The 15,983-nt window shown below is 71.1% G+C and carries 14 protein-coding genes and 1 other RNA gene; 5 read left to right on the top strand and 10 right to left on the bottom strand.

Translation table 11 applies throughout. The features are described from left to right. Positions 1-56: 56 nt before the first annotated feature. From B4915_RS03670 to B4915_RS03685, 4 genes are all read right to left on the bottom strand, one after another. Positions 57-530 (bottom strand): hypothetical protein, encoded by a 474-nt coding sequence (locus tag B4915_RS03670; protein ID WP_105804472.1) that lies wholly within the window; start codon positions 528-530, stop codon positions 57-59. 510 nt (positions 531-1,040) lie between these two features. Beyond that, positions 1,041-4,124 (bottom strand): bifunctional [glutamine synthetase] adenylyltransferase/[glutamine synthetase]-adenylyl-L-tyrosine phosphorylase, encoded by a 3,084-nt coding sequence (locus tag B4915_RS03675; protein ID WP_181158447.1) that lies wholly within the window; start codon positions 4,122-4,124, stop codon positions 1,041-1,043. 3 nt (positions 4,125-4,127) lie between these two features. After that, on the bottom strand, positions 4,128-5,465 hold the full coding sequence (glnA, locus tag B4915_RS03680) for a type I glutamate--ammonia ligase (RefSeq protein ID WP_105804473.1): 1,338 nt from the start codon (positions 5,463-5,465) through the stop codon (positions 4,128-4,130). Between the two features lie 158 nt (positions 5,466-5,623). Then, positions 5,624-5,827, bottom strand: a complete 204-nt coding sequence (locus tag B4915_RS03685; RefSeq protein ID WP_105804474.1) for a methionine aminopeptidase — start codon at positions 5,825-5,827, stop codon at positions 5,624-5,626. Positions 5,828-5,889: 62 nt separating this feature from the next. Here B4915_RS03685 and map point away from each other — a divergent pair, with 62 nt between their 5' ends. After that, positions 5,890-6,819 carry a type I methionyl aminopeptidase gene (gene map, locus B4915_RS03690; protein WP_425436302.1) on the top strand — a complete coding sequence of 310 codons (930 nt, stop codon included), beginning with the start codon at positions 5,890-5,892 and terminating at the stop codon, positions 6,817-6,819. A gap of 19 nt (positions 6,820-6,838) precedes the next feature. Here map and rnpB read toward each other — a convergent pair. The 6 genes from rnpB to B4915_RS03720 form a co-directional block, all read right to left on the bottom strand. Beyond that, positions 6,839-7,222: RNase P RNA component class A (rnpB, locus tag B4915_RS03695), an RNA gene on the bottom strand. Positions 7,223-7,236: 14 nt separating this feature from the next. Continuing rightward, entirely contained in the window at positions 7,237-7,965 is a 729-nt protein-coding gene (locus tag B4915_RS03700) for a zinc ribbon domain-containing protein (protein WP_105804476.1), read from the bottom strand. Positions 7,966-7,975: 10 nt separating this feature from the next. Then, complete coding sequence (locus tag B4915_RS03705) at positions 7,976-8,827, bottom strand: Nif3-like dinuclear metal center hexameric protein (RefSeq protein ID WP_105804477.1); 852 nt, start codon at positions 8,825-8,827, stop codon at positions 7,976-7,978. A 95-nt stretch (positions 8,828-8,922) separates the two neighbouring features. After that, a complete protein-coding gene (locus B4915_RS03710) occupies positions 8,923-9,582 on the bottom strand; it encodes a methionine ABC transporter permease (protein WP_105804478.1) in 660 nt (219 codons plus the stop codon). Next, positions 9,582-10,610, bottom strand: a complete 1,029-nt coding sequence (locus tag B4915_RS03715; RefSeq protein ID WP_105804479.1) for a methionine ABC transporter ATP-binding protein — start codon at positions 10,608-10,610, stop codon at positions 9,582-9,584. Before B4915_RS03715 ends, B4915_RS03710 begins: the two co-directional genes overlap by 1 nt. 122 nt (positions 10,611-10,732) lie before the next feature. Further along, positions 10,733-11,620, bottom strand: coding sequence for a MetQ/NlpA family ABC transporter substrate-binding protein (locus tag B4915_RS03720; protein WP_105804480.1), 888 nt, complete (start codon positions 11,618-11,620; stop codon positions 10,733-10,735). Positions 11,621-11,831: 211 nt separating this feature from the next. Between B4915_RS03720 and B4915_RS03725 the strand changes: the two genes are divergently transcribed. From B4915_RS03725 to mmuM, 4 genes are read left to right on the top strand one after another with little or no spacing between them, the layout of a single operon-like run. Further along, the gene (locus tag B4915_RS03725; RefSeq protein WP_105804481.1) at positions 11,832-13,271 is read left to right on the top strand and encodes a glyceraldehyde-3-phosphate dehydrogenase; all 1,440 of its coding nucleotides are present in this window, start codon (positions 11,832-11,834) and stop codon (positions 13,269-13,271) included. 41 nt (positions 13,272-13,312) lie between these two features. Next, positions 13,313-14,164: a universal stress protein gene (locus tag B4915_RS03730; RefSeq protein ID WP_105804482.1), complete on the top strand. Its 852-nt coding sequence runs from the start codon at positions 13,313-13,315 to the stop codon at positions 14,162-14,164. Between the two features lie 56 nt (positions 14,165-14,220). Then, the gene (locus B4915_RS03735) at positions 14,221-14,868 is read left to right on the top strand and encodes an MBL fold metallo-hydrolase (protein ID WP_105804483.1); all 648 of its coding nucleotides are present in this window, start codon (positions 14,221-14,223) and stop codon (positions 14,866-14,868) included. After that, positions 14,858-15,811 carry a homocysteine S-methyltransferase gene (gene mmuM, locus B4915_RS03740; protein ID WP_105804484.1) on the top strand — a complete coding sequence of 318 codons (954 nt, stop codon included), beginning with the start codon at positions 14,858-14,860 and terminating at the stop codon, positions 15,809-15,811. The genes B4915_RS03735 and mmuM overlap by 11 nt, the downstream gene beginning before the upstream one ends. Positions 15,812-15,983: the final 172 nt, after the last annotated feature.

Below are 15,983 nucleotides of genomic sequence, written 5' to 3' on the forward strand. Positions count from 1 at the left end.
TGGAGGGCGTTTTCGTTCGCCTGGCGCTGGAGGCCGAGGAACGCTCGGCGCCCGCGTCAGTTCGCGCTGCCGAAGGTGCCCTGAGCGATCAGGAGCAGGGCGCAGGCGGCCGTGAAGAAGGCGACGTACTGGTAGGGGATGAAGAACAGCGTGTGGTGGTTCCGCGCCGCCTGCGAGGCCTCCGCGACCTCGTGAGCGAGCAGTTCGTCGGACATGCGCTGCGCCTCCTCGAATGACGTCGGCTGCGGCTGCCCCGGGCCGAGGAAGAACTGTCCGCTCTGGACGAGGGTGTCGAGCTGCTGGCGACGTTCCTTCGCCCACAACTCGACCGCGCGCTCAGGCCTGGTCCGGTTCATCGCCACGCCGGAGAACCAGGTCGCGGCTGCCGCAAGCAGCAGGAGGACTCCGAGTGAGATGCCGAGGCGAGCCGCAGGCAAGTGCAGGAGGTCGGCGCCGATGAAGGCGTGGAGCACAGCCGCGAGCAGTGCGTAGAGGACCGGGATGATGCCCCAGCCTTTCCAGATGATCATGAGGTGCGGACCTTCTTTCTGTGAGGTGGACCTCCTTATCTGTGTCGATGTGCCGCGGAAAGTGACGCGGAATCCCGAGGTTTCCAGATGGTCCCAGCCACACGCGCGGGTCCGGACGCGACCCTCTCCGTCGCCCCGCCCGGCCCGGGCGGCCGGGCCAGAGGATCGCTCGTCGGCTCGGTGGAGCGCGGCAGATGAGATGAGAGCGCCGGACGAGTCCACGGATGACGCCCCGCCAGAACATGGCTGAGGCCCCGATCCGGTTCGGATCGGGGCCTCAGCTGTGTGGTCGGGCGACGTCGCTGTCGCGGCGGCGCGGTCGGTCAGGATTCGAGTTCGTCCTCGAACTCGGCCCCGTCTTCGGCGAGCAGGGCCTCGAGAAATGATTGTAAGTACTGCATAACGATCACATTACGCTTCGATAACGTTCCTGGCTAGTCTTCAGGAATGAATTTTCGGGGGCGTTTCGGTGACGTGCGCGTTACGGACCGGCAGAGCGCGGCGGCACGCTCAGTAGTGCGAGATGAGCGCATCATCGCTGTAGCCGAAGAACTCCCGTTCGAATACCGCTCGGGCACGTCGCGACACGCTGAACCAGCGCTCCTCCAGCTCCGAGGTGTGCCCGCCCGGGAGGCCGAGCACCCCGGCGATCCCCTCCAGCTCCGACCAGGCCGCCGGCAGCACATCCGAGCCCCGCCCAGACCAGAGCTTCAGCGCCGAGCGCACCTCGCTGGCGAAGCACCAGGAGTCTCCCAGCTGCGCCGACTCCTCCGCGGTGAGCAGCTCGAGCCGTGCCGCAGCCCGGAGTGCCTCCTCCGTCGACACGGTGCGCAGTTCCTCGTGGCGCCGCGCCTCCCGCAGCTGCAGCAGCTGCACCAGCCACTCGACGTCGCTGATCCCGCCCGGGCCGAGCTTCAGGTGGCGCTTCGGGTCGGCGCCCTGGGGCAGCCGCTCCGCCTCGACACGCGCCTTGATGCGCCGCACCTCCCGCACCTGCTCCTCGCCGAAGCTGCTCGGGTAGCGGATCGCGTCGGCCATCTCGATGAACTCCGCACCGAGATCAGCGCTGCCGGCGACGTGACGCGCGCGCAACAGCGCCTGTGCCTCCCACGTGACCGACCACCGTTCGTAGTAGCTCCGGTAGGCGTCGAGACTGCGGGCCAGGGGGCCGTTCTTGCCCTCAGGCCGCAGGTCGAAGTCCAGGTCGACGGGGAATCGCGGATCCGAGACGAGGCGGCGCAGCTCGGAGACCACCCGCGTGGCGGTCCGCGCCGACCGTTCGGGCGCGACCTCGGCGGGCGCTCGGTACACGGCGACCAGGTCGATGTCCGAGGCGAAGCCCAGCTCTCCCCCGCCGTAGCGCCCCATGCCGATCAGCGCCAGCTCGAGACCGACGCCCGCGCCCGGCTGGCCGGTGCCGGCGTCGATCGAGGATTCCGCCTGGAACAGCGCCGTCAGCAGTCCCTCCAGCAGCGCCGTGTGGGCCGCGTCGAGCCCGGCCGCAACCGCGTGGTCGTCGATCGCTCCCACGACCCGGCCCATCGCGAGGCGCAGCACCTCGCGCCGGTGCACCGTGCGCAGCGCCTCGGCGGCGGCCTCGACGCTCGGACGCCGCGAGGCGATCGCCTGCATCTCGTCGAGGAGGGTGTCGAGCGGGACGGGCTGCAGTGCATCGTCGCGGTCGAGCCAGGCCACCGCTTCGGGGATCGTCTCCAGCAGCTCCGCCACGAAACGCGAGCACGAGAGCACCCGCGTCAGCCGCTCGGCCGCGACGGTGCCATCGCGCAGCAGCCGCAAATACCAGGGGTTCTCGCGGTTCGCCTCACTCACCCGCCGGAATGCGAGCAGCCCGTAGTCGGGATCCGTGCCCTCCGCCAGCCACTGCAGCAGCACGGGCATGAGATTGCGCTGGATGCGGGCGCGGCGCGAGGTGCCGCGGGTGAGCGCGGCGAGGTGCCGCATCGCGCCGTCGGGATCGCGAAAGCCGATGCTGGCCAAACGCGCCCGCGCCTCCTCGCTGCCGAGAATCAGCTCCTCCTCCGGCAGCGCGGCCACCGCGCTGAGCAGCGGGGCGTAGAAGATCTTCAGGTGCAGTTCGCGCACTTCGACCTTCGTCCGCTCCCAGAGCGCCAGCAGTTCGCCCCCGGTGGCGGCGAGCCCGCTCGCGCGCGCCAGGAAGCGCAGGCCCTCCTCGTCGCGCGGCATGAGGGCCGTGCGACGGAGATCGCGAAGCTGCAACCGGTGCTCGAGCACGCGCAGCACCCGATAGTGCTCCGAGAGCCGTTCACCGTCGCTGCGCGCCACATAGCCGCCCTCGACGAGCGCGCGCAGCGCGGGCAGCGTGCCGCGCAGGTGCAGCCGCTCGTCGTACTGCCCGTGCACCAGCTGCAGGAGCTGCGCACTGAACTCGATGTCGCGCAGTCCGCCAGGGCCGAGTTTCAGCTGCACCTCGAGCTCTTCGTCGGCGATGTGCTCGGTCACGCGCTGACGCATGCGCTGCACCGATCCCACGAAGTCCTCCCGCGAGGAGGACGCCCACACGGCCTCACGGGTGCCCTCGACGAAGCGGCCGCCCAGTTCGAGATCGCCCGCCAGCGGCCGCGCCTTCAGCAGCGCCTGGAACTCCCAGCCCTTCGCCCACCGCTCGTAATAGCTGAGCATCGAGCCGAGGGTGCGCACGAGCGGGCCCTGGCGTCCCTCCGGACGCAGGTTCGCGTCGAGCTGCCACAGCGGCGGCTCGATCGCGGGATCGTGGATCCCGCGCATCGTCTCGCTCGCGATCCGCGTGCCGAGCCGGATCAGCGCGTCCCCGGAGAGCGCCTCCTCGTCGGCGCTCTCCACGATGAACATGACGTCGACGTCGGAGACGACGTTGAGCTCTTCGGCGCCGCACTTGCCCATCGCGACGACCGCGAGGCGTAGCGCAGTGAGGCGCTCGGGGTCGACGGGCGCGCCGCCGCTGCCGGCCGCGGCGCCCGCTCTGGCCACCGCGAGCGAGGCTTCGATCGCCGCCGCGGCGAGACCCGAGAGCGAGAGCGCGACCCCCTCGAAGGCCTCGGTGGCCCGCCCCGAGCGGCCGAGGCGCAGATCGTGCAGCATGAGCTCGGCGAGCAACTCCCGGTAGCGCACCCGCAGGGCGTTCCAGCCCTCGTCCGCGGTGAGCACTTCGGGCTCACGATCCCCCGCGCCCGGGCGGCTCAGCACGGCCGCCAGCAGGGCGTCTCTCGCCTCGACGGCCCCGATGAGCCGGCCCCCGGAGTCGAGGATCTTCCGGAGCCGTTCCGGCCTGCGCACGAAGAAGTCGCCGAGCGCGGGCGACGCCCCGAAGAGCAGCGCGAGGCGCCGCAGCGAGGGCGGCTCGATGCCGCGGAGGGTCTGCGGGTGGGCTTCGACGAGGCTGCGCAGCCGCGCCAGCGCGGTGTCGGGGTCGGCCGCCTGCGCGAAGGCGTCGAGGAGGACGCCGATCGGCACGCCCAGCGGTTCCGCGAGCCCGTGCAGCTCGTCCCGGGCGGCCGAAAGATCCTGGAATCCGGCGCGCGCGACCTCCGCGAGCTTCAGCGTCGGCCGCGCGGCGCCCTGCTCCGCGCCGGCCACGGCTCACACCGTGTCGAGCATGGACGACAGCTCGTAGGGGGTGACCTGGCTGCGGTACTCGGAGACCTCGCGCCGCTTGTCGCGGATGAAGTAGGCGAAGACCTGCTCCCCCAGCGTCTCCGCAACCAGTTCCGAGCGCTCCATCACGGCGAGCGCGTGGTCGAGGCTCGTCGGGAGCGGATCGAAGCCCATCGCCCGGCGTTCGCCGTCGCTGAGCGCCCACACGTTGTTCTCGGCCTCGGGCGGCAGCTCGTACTCCTCCTCGATGCCCTTCAGCCCAGCTGCGAGCAGCACGGAGAAGCCGAGGTAGGGGTTGACCGCGCTGTCCATGCCGCGGTACTCGACGCGCGCCGCATCGCCCTTCCCGGGCTTGTACATGGGCACCCGCACCAGCGCGGAGCGGTTGTTGTGCCCCCAGCTCACGAAGGAGGGCGCCTCGTCGCCGCCCCACAGCCGCTTGTAGGAGTTGATGTACTGGTTCGTGACCGCGGTGATCTCGGGAGCGTGGCGCAGCAGCCCCGCGATGAAGCGGCGACCGGTCTGCGAGATCTGGTAGCGGGCTCCGGCGTCGTAGAAGGCGTTCGTGTCGCCCTCCAGGAGGGAGAGGTGGGTGTGCATGCCCGAGCCGGGCTGGCCCGCGAGCGGCTTCGGCATGAAGGTCGCGTGCACGCCCTGCGCGATCGCCACCTCCTTCACGACCGTGCGGAAGGTCATGATGTTGTCGGCGGTGGTGAGCGCGTCCGCGTAGCGCAGATCGATCTCGTTCTGCCCCGGCCCGGCCTCATGGTGGCTGAACTCGACCGAGATGCCCAGCTCTTCGAGCATGTTGACGCTCTCCCGGCGGAAGTCGTGCGCGGTGCCGCCCGGCACATTGTCGAAGTAGCCGGCACGGTCCACCGGCACCGGGCCTTCGGCGCCGAAGTCCTTCGACTTGAGCAGGTAGAACTCGATCTCGGGGTGCGTGTAGAAGGTGAATCCCCGCTCGGCGGCCTTCGCGAGCGTGCGCTTGAGCACATTCCGCGGGTCCGCGACGGCGGGCTCCCCGTTGGGCGTCCGGATCTCGCAGAACATGCGCGCCGTGGGAGCGGTCTGGCTGCGCCACGGCAGGAGCTGGAAGGTCGAAGGATCGGGAACCGCGAGCAGATCCGACTCGTAGGCGCGCGTCAATCCCTCGATCGCCGAGCCGTCGAAGCCGATCCCCTCGCTGAACGCGCCCTCCACCTCTGCGGGCGCCAGGGCCACCGATTTCAGCGTCCCCGAGACGTCGCTGAACCAGAGGCGCACGAACTTCACGCCGCGCTCCTCGATGGTGCGGAGAACAAAATCGCGCTGCTTGCTCACACCGGCTCCGTTCGCTCAGGCGCGTCCCGCGCGTCCTGCGCACGGAACGGGCGGCGCGCCCGCACCGCCAGCCCCAGACTATCGCGGTCGCGTGACGTTCGTGTTACAGCACCGCAATGCTCCGCGCGGGCCACGCGGAACTCGGATCCCAGCCCCGTTCAGTCCTCCGCCGCGTCCTCCTCCGCCCACTTCCGCGCCCGCTCGGCCACGATCTCGTTCGCCCGCGCCGCTTCCTCCGCGCTCGCGAACGGGCCGAGCCGATCCACCGCGAGCGACTGCGGTCCCCGCTCCACCTCGCCCGTGCGGCGGTTGTACCAGTAGCTCTCCTCCGGGTCTTCGACGCCCCAGTCGCGCTTGCTCATCTCTCCCTCTCCGCACCGGCGCTCTGCCGGGTGCTCTTCATAGACTAGGAGCATGCCCTTCGATGCACACCACCACCTGGTGCCGGGCGCGCTGCCGCCCGCCCGCACCGTTCCCCGCCGCATTCCCCGCCGAGCGCGCCGCCCCCCCCGAGGCCCCCCACCCTGCTTTCCATCGGCGGCGTCAGATGTGTATAAGGGCCGGGCCCTACGTCGGTCTCGCCGCCCCGCCCGCCTACACGGGCGACAACACCTACACCGAAGCGGAGATCGACCGCATCCGCGCCGCCGGTCGCATCGCGTCCCGCGCCCTCGACGCCGTGGGCGCGGCCGTGCGACCGGGCGTGACGACGGCCGAGCTGGATCGCGTCGCGCACGAGTACGTGGTCTCCCAGGGCGCCTACCCGTCGACGCTCGGCTACCGCGGCTATCGCGCCTCCTCCTGCACCTCGGTGAACGAGGTGATCTGCCACGGCGTGCCCGACGACACGGTGCTGGGCGAGGGGGATCTCGTCAACGTCGACGTGACCGCCTACCTCGACGGCTTCCACGGCGACACGAACCGCACCTTCCGGGTGGGCGAGGTCTCGGAAGAGGCGGATCAGCTGATCGAACGGACCCACGAGGCGATGATGCGCGGGATCCGGGCGGCGAAGCCGGGGCGCGAGGTGAACGTGATCGGGCGGGTCATCGAGACCTACGCGAAGCGCTTCGGCTACGGCGTGGTGCGCGACTTCACGGGTCACGGCGTCGGCTCCGCGTTCCACACCGGGCTCATCATCCCGCACTACGACTCCGCACCCGCCTACGGCGACGTGATCAAGCCGAACATGGTGTTCACGGTGGAGCCGATGCTGACGCTCGGCACCCACGAGTGGGAGCAGTGGGACGACGGCTGGACCGTGACCACCCGCGACAAGAGCCTCACCGCGCAATTCGAGCACACCGTCGTCGTGCGCGAGGACGGCTTCGAGCTGCTCACGGTCTCCGATTAGCCGCGCCGGAGGGGCGGGCGGAATGGGCCGGATCATACGCCGGGTTCTGTCCCGCCCGCCGAAGCGGACGGTGACGGTCATCTCTCTCGGAGTGCCGTTGCCGGCACCCTCTAGCGGCCTACCCGCAGGCTCGGCGGGGCGCGTCATCACCTGCTGTCTGGCCTTGCTGCGAACGAGGTTTGCCTGGCCGCCCGTGTCACCACGGACGCCGGTGGTCTCTTACACCACCCTTTCACCCGGACCGGCCCGGCTGAGCCGGGACGGCTGGTCTGCTCTCTGTTGCACTTTCTCGCGGGTTGCCCCGGGTGGGTGTTACCCACCGTTCTCCCCTGCGCAGCCCGGACGTTCCTCGGCGATCCCGCGACCGAAGCCGCGGCATCGACGCGACCGTCTCACCGACCCATTCCGGGGCCCAGTCTACTCCTCTTCGACGCGGACGAGGATCGCGCCCGTGCCCGGGCAGAAGACCACCTCGTCCGGCGCAGCGGCGCGGATGTCGCTCAGCTCGGCGGGAGCGAGCGCCATGTTGCTCGCCTCCGAGACGTTGCCGCGCAGTCGTGCCGCCCCGATCCCGATCCGGCCGCGGAGATCCTCGTAGAGCTCCACGAGGTCGCGCTGGATCTCTGCGGCCAGGCCGGCGCGCTCTTCCGCGTGCCCGGCGAGCTCGCGGTCGAGGCGCCCTTCGGCCTCATCGATGCGCTGCTGCAGCTCCGCGCGCCTGCCGTCGACCCCGGCGAGCGCCGCCGCCGCAGCGTCGAACGCGGACTGCGCACGCTCCTGCACCTCCATGAGCTCGAGCTCACGGTCCTCGAGCTCGCGCGTGCGCCGCAGCAGCGTGTCGAGCTCGCCCTGCAGAGCCTGCGCCTCCTTGCTGGAGGTGCTGGCCGCGAGCAGCTGCTCGTCACGGGCTCGGCGCTGCCGGACCATCTCCGCATCGGCCTCGACCCGGGCGATGTCGGCATTCTGCGCGTCGAGTTCGCGCTGCGCCGCCATGTAGCGGTCGCGCACCGCCGCGGCTTCCTCGGCGAGCGCGGTGAGTTCGGCCCGCTCGGGCAGCGTGGAGCGCTTGCGGCGCAGCTGGGCGATCGTGTGGTCGAGCTGCTGCAGATCGAGCAGCAGCTGCTGTTGGCGAGGGCTTGCCTTCATAGCCGCAAGCCTATCCGCTCAGGCCGTCGGAGGCGCCCACCGAGAACGTCCAGGGGTCGGTCCGCAGGCGGCTCACGCGGAACTCGACGCCGGGCAGGCGTTCCCCCAGCAGCTGCGCCGCCCCGTCGAGCCACAGGGACTCGCTCGCCCAGTGGGCGACGTCGATGAGCGCCGGCCCGCCCGCGGCCGCCGAGAGCTCGAGAGACTCCTGCGCGGGGTGGTGGCGCAGATCGGAGCACAGGTACACGTCTGCGCCGCGCACCGCCGGATGGTCGAGCAGGCTGTCGCCGGCGCCCCCGAGCAGCGCGACCCGCGACACGCGCCGCCCGGGATCACCCGCGACGCGGACCCCTCCGACCGTGACGGGCAGGATCGCGGCGATGCGCTCCGCGAAGGCGCGCAGGCTCTCCGGCTCGGCCAGCGAGCCGATCCGCCCGATCCCGAACACCTCGCCCGGCCGCGGCCCGTCCCCCGGCACCAGCGCCTCGGCGCCGTGCAGCCCGAGCCGCTCGGCGATCACCGCGGACACGCCCCCCTCGGGCTGGTCGGCGTTCGTGTGCGCCGCGTAGAGCGCGCAGCCGCCGCGGATCAGCTGGGCGAGCAGCGCACCCTTCGCCGTGTCCTCGGCGAGGGTGTGGATGCCGCGCAGCAGCAGCGGGTGGTGGGTGAAGAGCGCGTCCGCGCCCCACTCCAGCGCTTCGGCAACGGTCGCCTCGACCGCGTCCACGGCGAGCAGCACGCGCCGCAGCGGCGCGTCGCCCGCTCCCGAGACCAGCCCCACGCGATCCCACGACTCCGCCGTGCCGACCGGCCACAGCTCCTCGCACGCCCGCCGCAGATCCGCCACCGTGAAATCGCTCATGCCCCGAGCCTAGTTGCACTCAGCACGAGCCCCGCTCGCCGCCGTCCGCGGCCGAGCCCTGAGCGATCCCGCGCCACCTCCGGAGCGATCCCGGGCTACCTCCGGAGCACCTTCCGGGCGAGCGCGTTGCCGATGAGCTGCGCGAGCTGCACGATCAGGATGATGACGAGCACCGTGCCCCAGGTGATCCACGGGTTGAACTGCCGGAAGCCGTACTGCAGCGCCAGGTTGCCGAGCCCGCCGGCGCCGATGATGCCGGCGAGCGCGGACATGTCGACGATCGCGATGAACGCGAAGGTGTAGCCGAGGATCAGCGGGCCGAGGCCCTCGGGGATCAGCACCGTGAGGATGATGCGCAGGGGTCCGGCACCCATCGCGCGGGCTGCCTCGATCACGCCGGGGTCGACGGTGAGCAGGTTCTGCTCGACGAGGCGCGCGATGCCGAAGGTCGCCGCGAAGCACAGCACGAACACGAAGGCGGGGCTCTGGATGCCCGTGCCCACGACGACGCGCGCGAGGGGCTGCAGGGCCACCATCAGGATCAGGAACGGGATCGGGCGGAAGAAGTTGACGAGGAAGTTGAGGATCGCGTACACCGCGGCGTTCGGCGTCAGGCCGCCCCTGCGGGTGACGACGATCGCGACGCCGACGATCAGGCCCAGCGCACCGCCCACGAGCAGCGCGATGGCGACATACAGCAGCGTCTCGCCGGTGGCGACGAGCACCTTCGGAAGAAACTCGATGATCGCGTCCATCAGGCGAGGACCTCCAGTTCGGCCTGCTGGCCGAGCGCGGCGATCCCGTGCTCCACCTGCAGTTCGTCTCCGATGAGTTCGAGGGTGAGGGTGCCGAAGCTGCGGCCGCCCACCTCGGTGACGCCGCCGTGCACGATGCTGACGTCGATGCCGCGCTCGGCGAGGGTGCGGAACACGATCGGCTGGTCCACCCGGCCGTCCGCGAAGGTCACCGCGACGAGCTTGCCCCGGTGCTGCTCCCGGAGGCGCAGCAGGTGGGCGGGGTCGGGCCGCGTCGGCAGCGCGGTCGCGACGAAGCGGCGTGCCGTGTCCGTCTGCGGGCGGGCGAAGACGTCGAAGACGTCGCCCTGTTCGACGGCACGGCCGCCGTCCATCACGGTGACGCGGTGCGCGATCCCGCGCACCACCTCCATCTCGTGGGTGATGAGGATGATCGTGATGCCGAACTCGGCGTTCACCCGGCGCAGCAACGCGAGCACCTCCTGGGAGGTCTCGGGATCCAGCGCGCTCGTCGCCTCGTCGGCGAGCAGCACGCCGGGGTTCGTGGCGAGCGCCCGGGCGATGCCGACGCGCTGCTTCTGGCCACCGGAGAGCTGCTCGGGATAGGCCGAGGCCTTGTCGGCGAGGCCCACGAAGGAGAGCAGCTCGACGACCCGGCGGGCGCGCTCCGCCTTCGGCGCGCCGGCCACGACGAGGGGGTAGGCCACGTTCTGGCTGACGGTGCGGGAGCGGAGCAGGTTGAAGTGCTGGAAGATCATCCCGATGCCGGTGCGCTCGCGGCGCAGCTCCCGCTCGCGCATCGCGGAGATGTCCTGGTCGCCGACGAGGATCCTGCCCGAGGTGACGCGCTCCAGCCCGTTGATGAGGCGCAGCAGCGTGCTCTTGCCCGCGCCCGAGTACCCGATGATCGCGTGGATCTCGCCCGACGCCACCTCGATCGACACCTCGTCGACGGCGGTCACCGTACCGCCGCTGCGGCCGCGCGCGGGGTACTCCTTGCTCACCTGCGCGATGCTCACCCTGGTCATCGTGCCTCCTCTCCTCGCTCCTGCAGCTCCGGCGCACGCCTCGGCAGGGCCGGCCGGGCCGCGCCTGCCGGAAGCGGCGGGCGCGCCGGCCGCACTCACACCGCCGCCGCGCCCGCTCGACCCTACTTGATGTCCGCCTGCACCTTCGCCAGGCTCTCCTGCAGCTCCGAGGCGGGGGTCTTCACGAACTCCGCCGTGTCGCCGGAGTTCTCGTACACGCCGTCGAGCACCTCCTGCGTGTTCTGGTAGATCTCCACGAGCTTGAGGTAGGTGGGGTTCTCAGTGTCGTCGGCGCGAGTCACGAAGATGTTGATGTAGGGGAACGCGGCCGGATCGCTCGGGTCGTCCTGCGCGATCGCGTCCGAGAACTTCACCCCGGCGTCCTCGACGAAGTCGTTGTTGATGACCGCGGCCGCGACGTCGCCCAGCGAGGTCGCCGTGAGCGCGGCGTCGAGCTCCTGCACCTTGACGCGGGACTTCCCGGCGTCGATGTCGTCCGGCTTCGAGACGACGGTGCCACCGTCCTTGAGCGTGATGAGCCCGGCCGACTGGAGCACGAGCAGGGCGCGGGCCCGGTTCGTCTCATCCGAGGGGATCGCGACGGTGGCCCCGTCGGGAATGTCCTCGACACTCTCGTACTGCTCCGAGTAGAGCCCGAGCGGGTAGATCGCGGTGGCGCCGATGGGCTGCAGATCATCGCCCGTCGCGTTGTTGTGCTGCGCGAGGTAGATGATGTGCTGGAACTGGTTGATGTCGATCTCGCCCGCGGCAAGAGCGGGGTTCGCGAGGTTGTAGTCGTCGAAGTTCACGAGCTCGACGTCGATCCCCTCCTCCTCGGCGGCGTCGACGAAGGTCTCCCAGTAGGGGTCGCTCGCGCCGACGACGCCGAGCTTGACGGTCGCGCCGGCATCGTCCTCCGCATCCCCTCCGGATGGCGCGGAGCAGGCGGTGAGCAGCAGTGCGAAGGCCGTGAGCGATGCGGCGAGCACGCCGCGCTTCGAGAAGGTCATGACGTTTCCTCAGGGTGGTTCGAGTCGGATGCGGATCGCGCCGCGGCCCCCGCCGCAGCGCACCTCTCCAGCCTGCGCGACCGGGCGCCGCGCCCGGTAATCGCGGTGTCACGCGGCGTCATGAGCGTGGGATACTGGACGGAGACGCTGCGGCGTCACCGGCGGGCAGGCCGACACCTCTTCACACCACTGAAAGGAACCCTCCGTTCACATGATTCAGCGTGCCGATGCTCACCTTGAGACCTGGAAGGCGAAGCAGGAACTCGCAGAGCGGATGATTCCGCAGATCGGGCAGCTCTACCGCGACCACGACGTGGTGATGTCCGTTCACGGCCGCAGCCTCGTCGGCCGCTCACCCATCGACATCATCCGGGCGCACAGCTTCGCCCGGAAGATCGACGACGTCGAGCTCTCGCTCAGCGAGACCTCCGCGGTCGTCGACGCGCTCGCGCGCATCCAGCCGGGTCCCGTGTCGGTCGACCTCGCCCTGCTCGCCAACGGCTTCCGCAGCAGCGGCTCGGCAGACCTCGACGCCTACCTGCGAGAGCAGCTCGCGCCCGCCCTCGACGCGCAGCCCGGCGAGGGCACCGATGTCGTGCTCTACGGCTTCGGCCGCATCGGGCGGCTCCTCGCCCGCATCATCATCGACCACTCCGGCAGCGGTCGCGGCCTGAACCTGCGCGCCATCGTCGTGCGCAAGGGATCCGAGAACGACCTCGCGAAGCGCGCCAACCTGCTGCGCCGGGACTCGGTGCACGGCCCCTTCAACGGCACCATCAAGGTGCTGGAGGACGAGAACGCGATCCTCGCCAATGGTGTCCGCATCCAGGTCATCTACTCGAACGACCCGGCCAGCGTCGACTACACCCGCTACGGGATCAAGAACGCGATCCTCGTCGACAACACCGGCAAGTGGCGCGACGCCGAGGGCCTCGGCCAGCACCTGCAGAACCAGGGGATCTCCCGCGTGCTGCTCACCGCGCCCGGCAAGGGCGACATGCTCAACGTCGTCTACGGCGTGAACAGCGACAAGATCACGGACGAGCACACCATCCTCAGCGCCGCTTCCTGCACCACCAACGCCATCACCCCCGTCCTCAAGGTGATCAACGACCGCTTCGGGGTGAAGCGCGGCCACGTCGAGACGGTGCACTCCTACACCAACGACCAGAACCTCATCGACAACTTCCACAAGGGCGACCGCCGCGGCCGCTCGGCGGCGCTCAACATGGTGCTCACCGAGACGGGCGCCGCGAAGGCCGTGGCGAAGGCACTGCCCGAGTTCGAGGGCAAGCTCACCGGGAATGCGATCCGCGTCCCCACCCCGGACGTGTCGATGGCGGTCCTCAATCTGCAGCTCGAGCGCGAGACGGACCGCGACGAGCTCAACACCTTCCTGGAGCAGGTCTCGCTGACCGGTGCCCTGCGCACCCAGATCGACTACGTCGAATCGGCCGAGATCGTCTCCACCGACTTCGTCGGCTCGAACCGCGCCGGCATCGTCGACGGGCTCGCCACCATCGTGACCGGCGACAGCGCCGTGCTCTACGTGTGGTACGACAACGAGTACGGCTACAGCTGCCAGGTGGTGCGCATCATCGAACAGCTCGCCGGGAACCATCCCGCGCACCTCCCGGTGCGCGAGGCCTGAGCGCGGCCCGCGCTCGGGAACGCCAAGGGAAAGGAACCGAAATGTCGGAGAAGTACCTCATCGGAGTCGACGGATCCGAGCAGAGCCGAGCGGCTCTCGCTTGGGGCCTGGCCCGGGCGACCGAGCGCGGGGCCTCGGTCGAGCTCTTGCACGTGGCCGACGACTCGTTCCTCTCGGAGAGCGTCGCCTTCCTCTCGGAGGCACAGCAGGCCTCCGAGCAGATGCTGCAGGGCGAGACCGAGTACGCGCGCAGCCTCGGCTTCTCGGGGAAGATCACGGGCACCGCGGTGGTGGGTCACCCCATCGCCGAGCTCGAGGAGGCCTCGAAGCACGCCGATCTGCTGGTTCTCGGAGCCCACGGCGGCAGCCGCTTCGCAGGATCCTTCTTCGGCACCCGTGCGGTGAAGGCGGCGGCCACCGCCCACTGCCCGGTGGCGGTGATCCCCGCCGACGATGCGGACGCGGTGAGCCGCACCGGCGTCGTCGTGGGCGTGGACGGCTCCGAACCCTCCAAGCGGGCCATCGCCTTCGCGGCGGAGGAGGCCTCGACGCGCGGCGTGCCGCTGATCGCGGTCTACGCCTGGATGCCTCCGCTCACCCCCGGCCTCGAGTACCTGTGGAGCGAGGAGCTCGTCGAGTCGCAGCGCGCAGCCGCAGAGGAGGCGATCGCCATCGGCGTCGCCGGCCTGGCCCAGCGCTACCCCGACCTCGAGGTGCGCCGCGAGATCGTGCAGTCGGCGCCGGTGGCGGCGCTCGTGCAGGCCGCGGAACGGGCCGACATGATCGTGGTCGGCAGCCGCGGCCGCGGCGGCATCTCCCGGCTGCTGCTCGGCTCGGTGAGCCACGGCGTGCTGCAGGCGCTGCCCTGCCCCGTGGTCGTCACGCGGGCCTAGGATTCTCCGGGGAGTTGTTCGAGCGCGGGCGAGGATGCCCGCTGAAAGGTGCAGACATGAGCGGGCTACGCATCGAGCGGATCGAGACGAGGGGGTTCATCGGCGTGGGCCGGGCCGAGTTCCCTCCGGAGGGCTTCGAGCTCGAGAACAACGTCTGGGTGCTCGGTGACGACTCCGAGGCGCTCGTCATCGACGCCGCGCACGACGCCGAGGCGATCGTGCGCGGCGTCGGCGAGCGCACGGCGCTGGGGATCCTGCTGACCCACGGGCACGAGGACCACGTGAACGCTGCGGTGGAGGCGGCGGAGCGGCTCGACACGCACCTCTACCTCCATCCCGCCGATCTGTTCCTGTGGGAGGAGGTGCACGGCGACCGCAGGCCCGACTTCGAGCTGGCGGACGGCGCGGAGTTCCGCGTCGCCGGCGAGAGCGTGGTCACCCTGCACACCCCGGGCCACACCCCGGGATCGGTGTGCTTCGCGCTGCCCGGGATCCGGACCGTCTTCTCGGGCGACACCCTGTTCCGGGGCGGGCCGGGCGCGACCCGCTGGGAGTACTCCAGCTTCGAGGGCATCGTCGACTCGATCCGCAGCAAGCTCTTCACGCTCCCGCTCGACACGCGGGTGAGCCCCGGCCACGGGGACGACACCTCGATCGCCCACGAGCAGCCCGACCTCGAAGCCTGGCTGGCGCGTGGCTGGTGAGCGGGCCGAGCCGACGCTGGCCGAGGCGCTGCGTGCGGGGGCGCTGACCCTCGACGGAGGCCTCGGCACCCGGCTCGAGACCCGCGGCAACGACGTCACCGGGAGCCTGTGGTCGGCGGAGGTGCTGCGCAGCAGACCCGAAGAGGTGCGTGCCGCTCACGCCGACTACTTCTCCGCCGGAGCGCGGATCGCGACGAGCTGCTCGTATCAGGTCACGGCGGACGGCTTCGCGCGCGCCGGCCTGCCCGCGCACGAGGCCGCGACGCTGCTCGCGCGCAGCGTCGAACTGGCGCGGGAAGCCGCCGACGCGCCTGCGGAGGCCTCCGTTCCCGGTGAGCCCCGCTGGGTGCTGGCCTCCATCGGGCCCTACGGCGCGGCCCGCGCCGACGGCAGCGAGTACACGGGCGACTACGGCTCCGCCGTGGGCGTCGCGGAGCTCCGCGCGTGGCATCGGCCGAGGCTGCGGGCCCTCGACGCAGCAGGGGCCGATGCGCTGCTCTGCGAGACCATCCCGTCGCTCACCGAGGCGGAGGCCCTCGCGGCCGAGCTGGCGGAGTGCCACACGCCCGGCATCCTCAGCGTGTCCCTCGTCGACGGGAAGCTCCCCTCGGGCGACTCCCCCGCCGCCGTTGCGCGGCTCGCCGCCCGCACCCGCGGCCTGATCGCCGTCGGCGTGAACTGCTGCGCCGCAGCGGACGCCGCGGCCGCACTCCGCGAGATGCGGGAGGCCTGCGCACTCCCCCTCGTCGTGTACCCGAACAGTGGCGAGCAGTGGCACGCGGACACCCGGAGCTGGTCGGGCAGCTCGGCATCGCTCGCCGGGCACGTCGCCGAGTGGGCCGCGATCGGCGCGCGCCTCATCGGGGGTTGCTGCAGGGTCGACGTCGACGAGCTCGGGCAGATCTCCGCAGCCGTGGCGCGGTGGAACCGCGAGCGCCGCTGACGACGGCCCCTCCGCGCGGATCACGCCAGTTCGGGGCACGGATCCGGACAGATGACCGGCCGCGGCCGCGGGCCGCGCACCGGGGGGCCGCTCACGGGTAGCATGGTCGGATCGCTGCCGCCGTGCCGATCCGGCGCGCGCCGGCCACCGCACCCGCACCCGCACCCGCCAC

The organism is Leucobacter massiliensis (genome assembly GCF_002982315.1).
In the GTDB taxonomy this organism is placed as follows: Bacteria; Actinomycetota; Actinomycetes; order Actinomycetales; family Microbacteriaceae; genus Leucobacter; species Leucobacter massiliensis.

Bases quoted from the DNA above. Each gene is read 5' to 3' on its own strand.
- B4915_RS03670 (WP_105804472.1), bottom strand. From the start codon at position 530: ATGATCATCTGGAAAGGCTGGGGCATCATCCCGGTCCTCTACGCACTG.
- B4915_RS03685 (WP_105804474.1), bottom strand. From the start codon at position 5,827: ATGAGCAAGCGCGACTGGGGCGTCGAAGACCCGGAGGAGAGCTACTGG.
- map (WP_425436302.1), top strand. From the start codon at position 5,890: ATGCACACCACCACCTGGTGCCGGGCGCGCTGCCGCCCGCCCGCACCG.
- B4915_RS03700 (WP_105804476.1), bottom strand. From the start codon at position 7,965: ATGAAGGCAAGCCCTCGCCAACAGCAGCTGCTGCTCGATCTGCAGCAG.
- B4915_RS03705 (WP_105804477.1), bottom strand. From the start codon at position 8,827: ATGAGCGATTTCACGGTGGCGGATCTGCGGCGGGCGTGCGAGGAGCTG.
- B4915_RS03710 (WP_105804478.1), bottom strand. From the start codon at position 9,582: ATGGACGCGATCATCGAGTTTCTTCCGAAGGTGCTCGTCGCCACCGGC.
- B4915_RS03715 (WP_105804479.1), bottom strand. From the start codon at position 10,610: ATGACCAGGGTGAGCATCGCGCAGGTGAGCAAGGAGTACCCCGCGCGC.
- B4915_RS03720 (WP_105804480.1), bottom strand. From the start codon at position 11,620: ATGACCTTCTCGAAGCGCGGCGTGCTCGCCGCATCGCTCACGGCCTTC.
- B4915_RS03725 (WP_105804481.1), top strand. From the start codon at position 11,832: ATGATTCAGCGTGCCGATGCTCACCTTGAGACCTGGAAGGCGAAGCAG.
- B4915_RS03730 (WP_105804482.1), top strand. From the start codon at position 13,313: ATGTCGGAGAAGTACCTCATCGGAGTCGACGGATCCGAGCAGAGCCGA.
- B4915_RS03735 (WP_105804483.1), top strand. From the start codon at position 14,221: ATGAGCGGGCTACGCATCGAGCGGATCGAGACGAGGGGGTTCATCGGC.